Origin of the sequence: Undibacterium sp. Di26W (genome assembly GCF_049340265.1) — a bacterium.
In the GTDB taxonomy this organism is placed as follows: domain Bacteria; phylum Pseudomonadota; class Gammaproteobacteria; order Burkholderiales; family Burkholderiaceae_D; genus Undibacterium.
This window is the reverse complement of the sequence record NZ_JBMPOR010000040.1, coordinates 23,354-35,345: the sequence shown is the minus strand read 5'-3', so window position 1 is coordinate 35,345 and position 11,992 is coordinate 23,354. Positions and strand designations below refer to the sequence as shown.

Genomic DNA, 11,992 nt, shown 5'->3' with positions numbered 1-11,992 from the left:
GACGTTGAAGAGGTGGGGTGGGAGAGTTCTAATCGGGTCTGTCAGCTGAAACTGCAGATGCGCAGCGTTGTCCCTCCACCCCGACGCTTTCTAGTTTCTCAGAAATCGTCACTTATAACCATACAAGTGCAGCGTAATCGTACGTATGAAGTACGTATGAAGTACTCCAAAACAACCAAAATCCTACAATATCATGTCCAACTATCGCCGCGCGTTCGTTCCCGGAGGTACATGGTTTTTCACCGTTAATCTACTGCAACGGCACGGCAATGACCTTCTTGTGCGCGAGATAGATCTATTACGGCAGGTGGTGAGGAACGTTCGCAATAAATATCCATTTCATATCGATGCCTGGGTAGTTTTACCCGAGCACATGCATTGCATTTTCACCTTGCCCGAAGGAGATAGTGATTTCAGCCTGCGATGGCGGTTGATCAAAAGCAGTTTCTCACGCGCCTTACCCAAAACAGAATTGCTTTCTGCTGTACGTCAGGCCGCCGGTGAACGGGGAATCTGGCAACGCCATTATTGGGAGCACTTGATTCGCGACGAACTGGATTTCCAAAAACATGTCGATTATGTGCACGTCAATCCATTGAAACATGGCTTGGTCCAACGCGTCTGCGATTGGCCTTATTCCACTTTTCATCACTATGTAGATGCGGGAATATATCCTCTCAACTGGTGTGGCGATGTGGTGGCGGATATAGCTGGCGGTGATTGATATGCATGTTGTGTGCGATTTTTGTATTTTCTTTAGCAAACCTGCGGTTGACGATAGCAGGTAGTAGCTTGCATGCGTGCGATTACGCTTTGCTAATCGCACCTACACAATATATTCAGTTTGATTTCAGAACGTAGGTACGATTAGCGAAGCGTAATCGTACACATGCCCTTGAATTATCTTTGTCGTTGACCTACATGACATTCGTGCGATTACGCTTCGCTAATCGCACCTACGCAGTTTCTGCCAATAATTTTCAGATAAGTACAGACAAATGCCAGCAATCTGTATTCAGATTTGATCTTCAGGCAGTGTGCCGCTGGCAACAAGGGCATCCGAATCACAGGCCGTACCTGCTGCTATCCAGCGCCTGACGCGGCGGGCAAACCAGGTTTGCCAGATTGCTGGCAGCCAGGGCAGATAAACAGACGGCTGTCTCAACATGCCACAACGATATTGCAACACGTCTGCATGCCATTCCAGTGCACGGCAACTATCGCGTAACTGCCATAAAAAAAACCTTGCCACCGGGCAGGGTTCTGCTGCACAACAAACGCCGCAACCATTACAAGCCTGGCCCACGGCTGGCTTCATCGGGGCGTCGGCTTTTAACCAGATGATGGTAGAACGCATTGCATCATGCCCCTTGCGAAGTGAAGCTGATTAGCTAGTTTTGCGCGTGCTCCGTAACAGCTTCCACAATGCGCCCAGCACCACAGGCACCACAGCAGTACCAACACCGATCAGGACGATAGCGTTCAGGTGATCACGTATGAAAGGGATATTACCGAAAAAATAGCCGGCCAGCACCACACTGAACACCCACAGCAAAGCACCCAGCACGTTATATAGCTGGAAGGTTCTGTGTGTCATGTCTGATATACCTGCCACAAAAGGCGCAAAAGTACGCACCAGTGGAATGAAGCGCGCCAGCACCACGGTTTTGCCGCCATGCTTTTCATAGAATTCATGGGTCTTCATCAGCGCCTTGCGATCTATCCAGCGAAAGTCTTTTTCCAGCACCTTGTGACCTATCATGCTGCCTATCCAGTAATTGATGGAATTACCGGTGATAGACGCAATCACCAGCAGGGTGATCAGCAGCCACACATTCATTGACCCTGTAGCACTAAAAGTGCCGGCAATAAACAGCAGCGAATCCCCCGGCAGGAAAGGGAAGATCACAAATGCCGTTTCACAAAACACGATGGCAAACAACACAAAATAAACAAGGGTGCCATATTGCTCAATGACAGTGCCCAGCATTTTATCGACATGCAGAATCATGTCGAGGAGTTGCATAAAATCCATTATTATCCCAGGGTCAATACGAAGCCGCCGCAATCATACACCAGACCGCAATGTCTGAGACGCCCTGACAGGTATAATCATGTCATGAATTCTAACTCTGCTACTTATCGCCCCATACTGGCACTACCAGACAATCTGATTTCGCAAATCGCTGCAGGCGAAGTCGTGGAAAGACCGTCTGCCGTTGTCAAAGAGGTATTGGAAAACGCCCTTGATGCCGGTGCCGGCAATATCGTCATCCGTCTTGAAGAAGGCGGCGTCAAACGTATCGCCATTACCGACAATGGCCGTGGCATACCACCAGAACAATTGACGCTGGCCGTGGCCCGCCATGCGACATCCAAAATCGCCAGCCTGGATGAGCTGGAACATGTCGCCACCCTGGGCTTTCGCGGTGAAGCACTGGCCTCGATTGCGTCTGTATCGCTGCTGACGCTGACCACCCGCACTGCCGATGCACCGCATGCCTGGCAGATAGAAAACGGCAAAGTCTCGCCGGCTTCCGGCGCACAAGGTACGACCGTGGATGTGCAAGACCTGTATTACAACACCCCGGCCAGGCGCAAGTTTTTAAAGTCGGAACAGACAGAATTTGGACACTGCGCAGAAATCGTGCGCCGCATTGCGCTGGCAAGGCCCGATGTCTCGTTTTCTTTAAGCCATAACGGCAAAGCCGTAGACCACTGGAATGTCAGCGCCATCGACAAACGTAGCGCCCAGATACTGGGGGATGCTTTTAGCAATGCCCGCCTGTCACTCGATGAAAGCGCCGGCCCCTTGCGCCTGCATGGCTTTGTTGGCTTGCCGACTGCATCCAAGGCACGTGCCGATGCACAATTCTTTTACGTCAATGGCCGTTTTGTACGCGACAAGTTGCTGACCCATGCAGTGCGTGCCGCCTATCAGGATGTATTGCATGGTGACCGCTATCCGTCGTATGTACTGGGGCTGGACCTGGATCCGGCGCTGGTTGACGTCAACGTGCATCCATCCAAGATAGAAGTACGTTTCCGCGATAGCCGGTCGGTGCATCAGTTTGTGTTTCATGCTGTCAGTCGTGCGCTGGCACAGACATCCGCCACCTCATTTGGTACCGTGCCCGGGCCAGCCACAGCCGCGCCATCAGGCCAGGGCATGCCCTGGATCAGTGGTGAACAAACCAGCTTTGCAGCGCAGTTTGCCAACCCTTCCCCCTATGGTGGAAATGGTGGTAACAGCGGCGGCAGCTATGCAGCGGGTGGTGGTGCTGGTAACAGTGGTGGCAACTACCAAAATCCATATCGTCCACAAGCACCTGGTGGCGTGTCACAAAGCCTGGACAATTATGGCGCGTTTTTCCGCGCTGGCAATGAAAATCCTTCCTTTGCCCCCTCCACCCCCTCCACTAATCCCGCCTTTAATCCTTCAGCCCTTGCAGGCAGTAGCTTGCCTGAAGGTGAATACCCACTAGGTTTCGCTCTGGCACAATTGCATGGTGTGTACGTACTTGCACAAAACACCAGGGGCCTGGTACTGATCGACATGCATGCTGCGCATGAACGCATTTTGTACGAGCAGCTAAAAAATGCCCTGGATGAAAACACCATGCCGGTACAGCCCATGCTGATACCCGTAACCTTCTTTGCTGATGCGATTGAAGTCGGTACCGTGGAAGAACATCAGGATACCTTGAAGGCCCTGGGTTTTGACATGGCCGCCATCTCGCCCACCACCCTGGCAGTGCGTGCAGTACCAGCCTTACTGAAGAATGCCGATGCCCAGTCACTGGCCAGGGATGTCTTGCGTGAAGTGCGCGAATTTGGCGGCTCACGCGTATTGATAGACAGGCGCAATGAATTGCTGGGCACCCTGGCCTGCCATACCGCCGTGCGCGCCAACCGCAGCCTGACCGTGCCGGAGATGAATGCCCTGCTGCGCCAGATGGAACAGACAGAACGTTCAGACCAGTGCAACCATGGCCGGCCCACCTGGGTACAACTGGGCTTGAATGATCTCGACAAGATGTTCTTGCGTGGCCAGTAACAAGCATGGACCCATGACCCCATGCCCCCGTGCCCCTATGACCAACACAATGACTGAACCAGCCCAGGCCATACCGGCGTTTCAGGCAGCGCCGCTGTTTTTCCTGATTGCGGCCTTCCTGATGCTGCAACCGCTGTCCACCGACCTGTACCTGGCATCCCTGCCCAGTCTGGCCAGCGTGTTTGCCGTGCCGGCGTCCACCGTGCAATTGACGCTGTCCTTGTTTGTGGCTGGCTTTGGTGGTGCGCAATTGGTGATAGGCCCGCTGTCTGATCGTTATGGCCGTCGCCCTGTGGTCATCGCTGGCCTGACCCTGTATCTGCTGGCCAGCCTTTTATGTGGCGCATCACAAAGCATCAGCATGCTGATCTTTGCGCGCTTCTTGCAGGCACTGGGCTGCTGCTCTGCTGTCATCATCGCCAGGGCCATCGTGCGCGATGCCTATGCGCCGCAAGACAGTGTCAGAGTCATCTCCAAGGCCAGTAGCTGGGTATCAGCCGCGCCCTTGCTGGGGCCGATACTGGGTTCCTTCTTGCAGGTGCACCTGGGCTGGCGTGCCGCCTTTGTTGTGCATGCACTGCTGGCAGCCGCACTGCTGATCATGGTCATTGCCCGCCTGCCAGAAACCAATTTATACAAAGACCCCAAAGCCACCGACCTGTCTGGCCTGGCACGTAATTACCGCATCGTGCTGGGTTCACCGCTGTTTTGGGCCTATGCATTGCCGGGGGCGCTGTCGTATGGGTCCATCTTTGTGTTTATCTCTGGCGCATCGTTTGTATTGATCAAGGTGCTGGCCCTACCCACCGGCTGGTTTGGTTACTGTTTTGCCTTTGGCGTTTCAGGTTACCTGGGTGGCACCGTGGTCTGCCGTCGCCTGCATGCGCGCTTTGGCACCAAACTTACCCTGCGCATAGGCAGCAGCCTGTCATTGGCTGCGGGTGCAATTTTCCTGGCCATGGTGCTGGCGGGCATGCAGCACTGGGCCATGATACCGCCCGTCATGTTTATGACCATGGGGGCGCATGGCATTAACTTCCCTATTTCGCAATCCAATTCTGTCTCGCCTTTTCCGCAACAGGCTGGCACTGCTGCCGGGCTGATGGGCGCGCTGTACATGCTGGTGGCCTTTATCGTTGGCACCGTCGTTGGTGGCACGCATAATGGCACCGTCTACCCGCTGGCCATCATCGCCTGCTGCATGGGCAGCCTGATCTTTATTGCGGCACGCGTCTTACCCGCCATGATCCCGGCAGAACACACCGTATGAATACCCACACCACCAAACTGACGAATAAAGTCATCGCCATCATGGGGCCTACCGCCTCTGGCAAAACCGCCGCCGCGCTGGAAATTGCGCGCCACTATCCGGCAGAAATCATCTCTGTTGATTCTGCCCTGGTATACCGCGACATGAACATAGGCACCGCCAAACCCAGCGCCGAAGAACTGGCCGCCGTACCCCACCACCTGATCGACATCATCGACCCGACAGAATCCTATTCCGTCGCCCAGTTTCGCAAAGACACGCAAAGACTGGTCGCCGACATACAAGCCAGGGGCAAACTGCCACTGCTGGTAGGCGGCACCATGATGTATTTCAAAGCCCTGATGGATGGCCTGGACGACTTGCCCGGTGCCGACCCCGCCATACGTGCCCAACTGGATGCCGAAGCCGCCCGCATAGGCATAAGCGGCCTGCACGCCAGACTGGCAACGCTAGACCCGGAAACCGCAGCAAGGCTCAAACCGCAAGACAGCCAGCGCATACAACGCGCGCTGGAAATCATCGCCATCACCGGCCAGCCCATGTCCGCCCTGCTGGCGAAACAAGAACGTGCCGCCCCACCGTTTGACATGCACGCCATCTCGCTGGAACCATCCGACCGCAGCGTGCTGCATCAACGCATTGCCCTGCGTTTTGACAGCATGCTCCAGCAAGGTTTTATCGATGAAGTGAAAGCCCTAAAACAAAGGCCAGACCTGCACGCCAACCTGCCATCCATACGCTGCGTAGGCTACCGCCAGGCATGGGATTATCTGGATGGCCTAACCACCCTGGCAGAAATGCGCGAGCTAGGCATCATCGCCACCCGCCAACTGGCCAAACGCCAGGTCACCTGGCTAAGATCCATGCCAAACCGTATCATCATCGACTGCCTGGCAGCCGACGCCCAGGCGCAGATCATGGCCAGCGTAAGAGAAACGCTGACAGCATAAACCAGCCCTCACAGCTTCGCCGGTTAGCCAATAAGCCGCCACTAAATAGCAACCAAAGCAGCCCAAAGCCCGGCGATAAGCCCCATCCATCGCCTGGCAGGAACCCGACAAAGCCGCAAAAACCATTGCTTTTTATGCCAAAACAAGGGCAGTTTCCAGCAAAATAAGGCCCAAAGTATTGACACTCCACCCCCAAACTGACATAATCGCAGGCTTCTTGGTGATATAGCTCAGTTGGTTAGAGCACAGCACTCATAATGCTGGGGTCGGTGGTTCAAGTCCACCTATCACCACCAGAATTTTCTGGCAGAGAAATCTGCTGGATACAAAAAACCCGCTTTTAGCCTTGTGCTTGAGCGGGTTTTTTGTTTTCTGAGCCTTATAGACGTTTATTGACATCCAATTTCTTGGACGGTACTTTCCCATAGGCGTTCATCTACTAATGCAAATGTTGTACGAAAATTATCTATTTGCTTTGCGCATAGATTTTCCTTTTCTGGCTCGCTCGAGAATGGAGCACCAGCAATTTTGTTTTCTAATATTCATATTGGTAATCGAACAACTCAAGCAGTCAACGCACGAGGCAAGCTGCGCCGGCACATTTAGTGCGCAGGACCTCCCCCTCAAGTATCACTTGTGGGCATCGGCTTAACCGACCAGTCAGGCTACTACACGAAGACACAATAAAACTAGGCATTTAATATTCTCAAGGCTTGCTCTGTCGTCATATTCCATATGTTCGGGATTTCTTTTGCCGCCTCAAGCATGCGTAAATACTTATCGCTCATCGGCACGTGGCTATTTAGATTATCGTTTTTTAATAAATATGGGGTTTGTTCCTGAAATTTCCCTTGGTTCTCAATTAGGAAGCGACAGAAGCTCATGTGATCAGTTTCGTTGTTACCGTCAAAGCCGCGGAAGAACGAGTAAGTGTGTTGCGAGAGTTGTTCATCCTTCGTTGAGCGCTTTAAATCCTCAATCGTTCTATAAAGATCCAATATATCAAGTACGAATTTGCAATCTTCGATTGGCATATCGTCAGATACCCATTCGTCTATCAGCGAGTAGAATATAGCATACCCTCGCTCCAATACTTCTATGAGCTCTAAGTAGTGATCTTCTTCGTCTTTGTTGAGCGAGGCCAAAATTTTATATTGATTGATCAAGATAAGTCGCTCATTTTTCGATAGTTTTGCCATTATGTGCCTCACGAAAGAATTTTTCTCTTGATGTGACGAGCCATTCCCACTATGTCAGGATAGATCGTGTATTCATCAAGGTTTGCCCACTTCAGAAATTCTCTGGCCTCTTGTTTAGCTGCGCTGGGCAAGATAATTTTTCTAAAACATGCGGAAGCTGCAGTTTCAAAAGAAGAGTTTTCAGTGCCAAAAACTGTAAAAGTTCCTTTTTGTGCGCGGAGTCGATCACTGATTTGGCTGGGGCGAATAGCTAAGGGCCGTTCAATCTGCACTGGTCGTTTTTCCCAGTAAATCGTCTTGTATTCGAATGATTTGTCTTCTGGGACTGAGATTACATCTACCCTCCCACTAAGGCGATTCAAGGCGATAGGATCGAGAACAAAGAGCGCGCTATCCTGTGCGTCTGCATAATCGCTATGTAGTATAAAAGCAATTGCAACACCCATTACCGTAGTCCAGTCTAGTAGCCTGGTCGGTATCCAGTAATGTTGCATATCAAAGAGAGTTTCCCAATCGTTCGAACGTTTGTCAAACAAACGGGACGCAGTTTTATTGAACTCAAAAAATAGCTCTTTCTCTTTAATCTCCCAGTTTGGTTCTCTAGGAAGACTTGGCACTAAGTGCCATGTTTCATCGGAGTGCCCCCGATACCATGGTTCAATCGGATTGCCAAGTTCGCTTTCGGCTTCTCGAACTTGTGCGAGGAAATCATTCCAGGCTGACATTTGTTCCCCTACATGTTATTGATGCTGCGGTAGCCCTTCCGGCAGTAACACACCTGCTGCTTGTAGCGAGTAGCGCAGTGATCACGCAGATTCCATGTCGACACGGAGTACCATAGATTCAACATCAGATGCCCACAATACAGACTGCTGACTTATTCCAAGCGCCAGAACTATTGATTAATTTTTTGTACGTTGAAGGGAGTCTATATATGTCATATTAGCACGCTGCATCATACAAGGCCCCACGGCTCAACGAAACGATAGCCGCAAGCAGTATGATCGCAGGAGCAAGCAGTTCTGCTTGTTGTGGAGCGAACTCCTTTTCACCATGAAAGATATTGCAGCGAATTTGGTAAAGGCATTCGAGAACCGACAAGAGACTGTGTTTGCGCAAACCATCCGCAAGCTTGGCATCCCTCGCACGGTCTGGCTCCTTCGTGCCGCGAACGCTATGCAGAAAGAAGCGTCGCTCCTGAAGCATTGTAGATATATCTTGGCAGGCAACCGCAATTGAGGAATTTCCGTTCATGGCATCTGCGAATCGCGATTGCCTAATAAGCCGTGCCATGACACTGGTAGCTTCTCGGCGATCTCCCTGGAGTAACTGTGCTTGCCGTGGATCAATTGTGGCACGATGCAATTCAGCGGCAGCGGAATAGAAGCGGTTGTAGGCCACGAATAGCGTGAAGAATCTGTCGAATAAGTCTTCGAGGTTGTTGGACCGATAAGCATCAGCCTTGACGATCCATCGCTCGCAAAATCGCTCTATAGCGTAGGTATCCATTGGAAGCAATCTAACGAATAACGTTTATCCGCCGCATCGGAAACGCAAAAATAAGAATCCGCGAAACATTGCGGCGGATAAACCTTGTTGGACTGAACCGACTGCGATTCGGTTGATTAACGGGATTGTATGCGAATTGGTCGCTTGATTGCTAGTAGATTAGCAAGGGAATTCTTTAACTTGTGATGTACCCTGGGTGATCGATGATGTTTTTTGTCTTTCCGTTTTGCAGTGTCTTACCTGTATTTTTGGGTTTGTGCATGCACTTGCCCGAGGTATCTATGGGAACACTAAACGCTCTCCCATATAATAAAGAGCGCGTGAGCGGGATGAAATTGAAGTTTCCATTTGTGCAGTCAATATGATGAATATCCACCAACGCCAGGCCACCTTCAAGGTTCGTGCCATAGAGATTTCTAACTCCCCTCCCCCGCCGGTTTCCCCGTATGACTAAAGAACTGCACACCTATCTGTTCCGACAAGGTTTCGCTGGCCTGGATCAGGCGTTGCAGCAGGTCGCTCAGGTAGAGGCTGCCGCCGACCAGGTCGGCTTCTGGTGTCAGCGCCTGTAATTCATCGGCCAGCGCTGCCAGTTGTTCGGTGCCAGCCGGGCCGCGGCCTGGTGCCATTTGCTGCAAGGTCTTCAGGATGCCGTTGACCTGGAACACGATGGAGCGGGTATTGCTTTCATCCAGCAGCAGCAGATCAAGCAAGGGCAACCATTCTGGCCGGGCCTGGTAGCGCGCGCGGTAGGTGATGATGCTATCGGACAGCAGCAGCATCCACTCCAGGTCGCCACCATCCATGGCCAGCCCGCGCCGCAATATCTGGCACTGAAATTGCAGCCGTTCCAGCCGCCGCCCCAGCGACATGAAACGCCAGCCCAGGTCGCGACTCATGCCATCCATTGCATAGCCAGACATCAACATGGCGGTTTCGGTGGCGTCGTCCAGTCGGCGCATTGCTTCGGCCTGGGATGGTTGCTCTTCGACGGCCCTGTCCTGCCGCATCTTGCTGATCGCACGCCAGTTATCGAGCGAAATACGTTCGCGCAACTGGCTGGCGCCGCGGTACAGTTGCTGCTGTTGTTGCACCAGCCCCGGCACATCCGGCGACACCACGGCCCGCAGCAGCGCTGATTCGATTTCGGCATCAGTCAACATTGCGGGCGGTGGCACCGGTGCACCCGTGACATCAGTTGGTTCGGGCGGTGCGATCAGCCAGTACCATTGGCAGAGGCCGGTCATGGCTGCCCATTCGGCACCGCGATCATCCGGCCGGACCTGGAAAAGAAAATTGAGGGTGACGCGCAGCAACCTGGCAATGTTGTCGCAACGTTCGGTGTTGCGACCAAACCAGTGCAGGTTTTCTGCCACCCGGCTTGACAGGTGGGTGTCGTCGCGCACTGGCTCGCGCCGCTCGGCATTACCGCGCTCCTGATGTGGCAGGTCTTGCTGGGCCCTGGCCTGGACCCAGGTATCCTTGCTGCCGCCACCTTGCTGCATGGTGATCACGCGCGCGTCTGGCCCGGTGGCCACGCGGGTCAGCCCGCCCGGCATGACGACATAGCCCTTGGGCGTGGCGCAGGCGTATACACGCAGGCCCGTGGCGCAGGGATACAAGCCGGGCCGGGGGGACTCTTTCCAGACCGGTGCCTGTGACAACCGCACCAGTTCTTGTGCCACATAATTGCCGGGGTTGGCGCGCAACTGCCTGATCAGCAAAGCGCGGGCCTCGCCGCGCTGGTCGGCACCAAACACCGTCCCCTGACGCAGTTGAGGAAACGCCGGCTTGATCACCAGACTGTCGAGGCGGCTGACTACTGTATCCAGCGCGGCGGCCTCGCCACACCACCAGGTCGCCACCGATGGCATCTTGAGCGGTTCGCCCAGCAGGCGCTGGCACAGCGACGGCAAGAAGCCCAGCAATGCACCTGATTCCAGCAAGCTTGATCCCAGACTATTGGTCACCAGCACGGTGCCGCGGCGGACGGCGTCGGTCAGGCCAGCCACACCCAGAGCGGAGTCGGCGCGTAGTTCCAGCGGATCGCAGAAATCATCGTCGACCCGGCGCACGATGACGTGCACGCGCTGCATGCCGGACAGGGTCTTGAGCCAGACCATGCCGTTGCGCACCGTGAGGTCGCCGCCTTCCACCAGCGGCAGGCCCAGATAGCGTGCCATATAGGTATGTTCGTAATAGGTTTCGTTATGCGGGCCCGGAGTCAGCAGTACCATCAATGGCGGCTCGCCCGCACGCAGCCCGGCACCGGCGCTGCGCCTGCCCCAGTGCGCCAGGCTGTCGCGCATGGTGTCAAAAAAACCTTCGAGCTTGCGCACCTTGAGGTCACGCAGCAGGTCGGGGAAGATGCGGCCGATGACGGCGCGGTTTTCCAGCGCATAGCCAGCGCCGGAAGGTGCCTGGGTGCGGTCACCTACCACCCACCAGCGGCCGTCGGGCGCGCGTGCCAGGTCCAGCGCATAGAAGTGCAAGGCGATGTCGCCCTGATGACGTATGCCCTGGCAGGGCCGCAGAAAGCCGGCATGGCCGTGTACCAGCGCTGGTGGCAACAAGCCTTCGGCCAGCAGGCGCTGTTCGCCGTAGACATCGAGCAGAATGCGATTGAGCAAGGTGGCACGCTGTACCACCGCGGCCTCTACCTGCGCCCATTCCTCGTACGGCAGGATCAGCGGCAGCACGTTGAGGTCCCACGGCCGCTGCATGCCTTTGGCATCGGCATAGACGTTGTAGGTGACACCGTTCTCACGTACCTGGCGCTGCACTACCTCAATACGCTGGCGCATCATGGCCGGGGACTCAGCAGCCAGACTGTCGAGCATGGCGCGCCAGTGCCCACGCGGCCGCAAGCTCGCTTCCATCATTTCATCGTAGCTGCCGGGTGTGCCTGGATAACCTGCCAGTAATGTGTAGTCCATGCGTCTCCTGTTCTGCTTTTTAGTTAGGACTTACGCAAAACCGCCCCAGCTGCGTTGCAGCTCCTAGCCGT

Annotated in this window: 10 protein-coding genes and 1 tRNA gene; 5 read left to right on the top strand and 6 right to left on the bottom strand. The window is 54.2% G+C overall.

Annotated elements, in window-relative coordinates; genetic code table 11:
- Positions 1-193 precede the first annotated feature (193 nt).
- Positions 194-724: an REP-associated tyrosine transposase gene (locus tag ACO0LM_RS27795; RefSeq protein WP_423042062.1), complete on the top strand. Its 531-nt coding sequence runs from the start codon at positions 194-196 to the stop codon at positions 722-724.
- A gap of 291 nt (positions 725-1,015) precedes the next feature.
- Here ACO0LM_RS27795 and ACO0LM_RS27790 read toward each other — a convergent pair whose 3' ends face one another.
- On the bottom strand, positions 1,016-1,357 hold the full coding sequence (locus tag ACO0LM_RS27790; protein ID WP_423042060.1) for a hypothetical protein: 342 nt from the start codon (positions 1,355-1,357) through the stop codon (positions 1,016-1,018).
- Between the two features lie 30 nt (positions 1,358-1,387).
- Positions 1,388-2,035 (bottom strand): VTT domain-containing protein, encoded by a 648-nt coding sequence (locus ACO0LM_RS27785; RefSeq protein ID WP_422985506.1) that lies wholly within the window; start codon positions 2,033-2,035, stop codon positions 1,388-1,390.
- 84 nt (positions 2,036-2,119) lie between these two features.
- Here ACO0LM_RS27785 and mutL point away from each other — a divergent pair, with 84 nt between their 5' ends.
- The 4 genes from mutL to ACO0LM_RS27765 all read left to right on the top strand — a co-directional run bounded on the left by mutL (position 2,120) and on the right by ACO0LM_RS27765 (position 6,573).
- Complete coding sequence (gene mutL / locus ACO0LM_RS27780) at positions 2,120-4,057, top strand: DNA mismatch repair endonuclease MutL (RefSeq protein WP_423042058.1); 1,938 nt, start codon at positions 2,120-2,122, stop codon at positions 4,055-4,057.
- Positions 4,058-4,106: 49 nt separating this feature from the next.
- The gene (locus ACO0LM_RS27775) at positions 4,107-5,327 is read left to right on the top strand and encodes a multidrug effflux MFS transporter (protein WP_423042056.1); all 1,221 of its coding nucleotides are present in this window, start codon (positions 4,107-4,109) and stop codon (positions 5,325-5,327) included.
- On the top strand, positions 5,324-6,277 hold the full coding sequence (miaA, locus tag ACO0LM_RS27770) for a tRNA (adenosine(37)-N6)-dimethylallyltransferase MiaA (protein ID WP_423042054.1): 954 nt from the start codon (positions 5,324-5,326) through the stop codon (positions 6,275-6,277). The genes ACO0LM_RS27775 and miaA overlap by 4 nt, the downstream gene beginning before the upstream one ends.
- Positions 6,278-6,496: 219 nt before the next feature.
- Positions 6,497-6,573, top strand: a tRNA-Met gene (locus ACO0LM_RS27765).
- A gap of 393 nt (positions 6,574-6,966) precedes the next feature.
- On the opposite strand, the gene ACO0LM_RS27760 is transcribed toward ACO0LM_RS27765, so the two are convergent.
- The 4 genes from ACO0LM_RS27760 to ACO0LM_RS27745 all read right to left on the bottom strand — a co-directional run bounded on the left by ACO0LM_RS27760 (position 6,967) and on the right by ACO0LM_RS27745 (position 11,921).
- Positions 6,967-7,476, bottom strand: a complete 510-nt coding sequence (locus ACO0LM_RS27760; RefSeq protein ID WP_423042052.1) for a YfbU family protein — start codon at positions 7,474-7,476, stop codon at positions 6,967-6,969.
- An 8-nt stretch (positions 7,477-7,484) separates the two neighbouring features.
- Positions 7,485-8,201: an FRG domain-containing protein gene (locus tag ACO0LM_RS27755; protein ID WP_423042050.1), complete on the bottom strand. Its 717-nt coding sequence runs from the start codon at positions 8,199-8,201 to the stop codon at positions 7,485-7,487.
- 217 nt (positions 8,202-8,418) lie between these two features.
- Positions 8,419-8,985, bottom strand: coding sequence for a hypothetical protein (locus ACO0LM_RS27750; RefSeq protein WP_423042048.1), 567 nt, complete (start codon positions 8,983-8,985; stop codon positions 8,419-8,421).
- Between the two features lie 416 nt (positions 8,986-9,401).
- The gene (locus tag ACO0LM_RS27745) at positions 9,402-11,921 is read right to left on the bottom strand and encodes a circularly permuted type 2 ATP-grasp protein (RefSeq protein ID WP_423042046.1); all 2,520 of its coding nucleotides are present in this window, start codon (positions 11,919-11,921) and stop codon (positions 9,402-9,404) included.
- Positions 11,922-11,992: the final 71 nt, after the last annotated feature.